This is a genomic window from Candidatus Kapaibacterium sp. (assembly GCA_025059875.1).
Taxonomy (GTDB): Bacteria; Bacteroidota; Ignavibacteria; order Kapaibacteriales; family HRBIN21; genus HRBIN21.
In genome coordinates this window covers 1-263 of record JANXCT010000019.1, presented here as the reverse complement: position 1 = coordinate 263, position 263 = coordinate 1, and the positions used below count along the sequence as shown (strand labels likewise).

Below are 263 nucleotides of genomic sequence, written 5' to 3'. Positions count from 1 at the left end.
CCGCTAGCTCCCCGGCTAGCACGGCTACTCTATCCCTATTGTAACACATCGGGCGGGGCTATTCCAGACCCTTATACTCGACCGCCTCGCCCTTCCCGCTGAGAATCTGCTCGCGCGTGAGCATCAGGTGCTTGCGCACTCGACGCACAGGCACCGTATAGGTCTTCCCATCCTTGTCGACGGTAGTGACCTCATCGACGCGCAGGTAGCGCTTGTCGGTCAGCCCCTCGCCACGCCATCCGATACGGTCTTGCGTTTGCGGC

The 263-nt window shown here is 61.6% G+C and carries 1 protein-coding gene and 1 other RNA gene (1 of these 2 running past the window's edge); both read right to left on the bottom strand.

Features of this window, described 5'->3' with window-relative positions; all coding sequences use genetic code 11:
- Positions 1-24: signal recognition particle sRNA large type (gene ffs, locus NZ960_08605), an RNA gene on the bottom strand (it extends 253 nt beyond the left edge of the window).
- Between the two features lie 34 nt (positions 25-58).
- On the bottom strand, positions 59-263 hold a 205-nt coding region (locus tag NZ960_08600; GenBank protein MCS7177648.1), incomplete at its 5' end, for a hypothetical protein.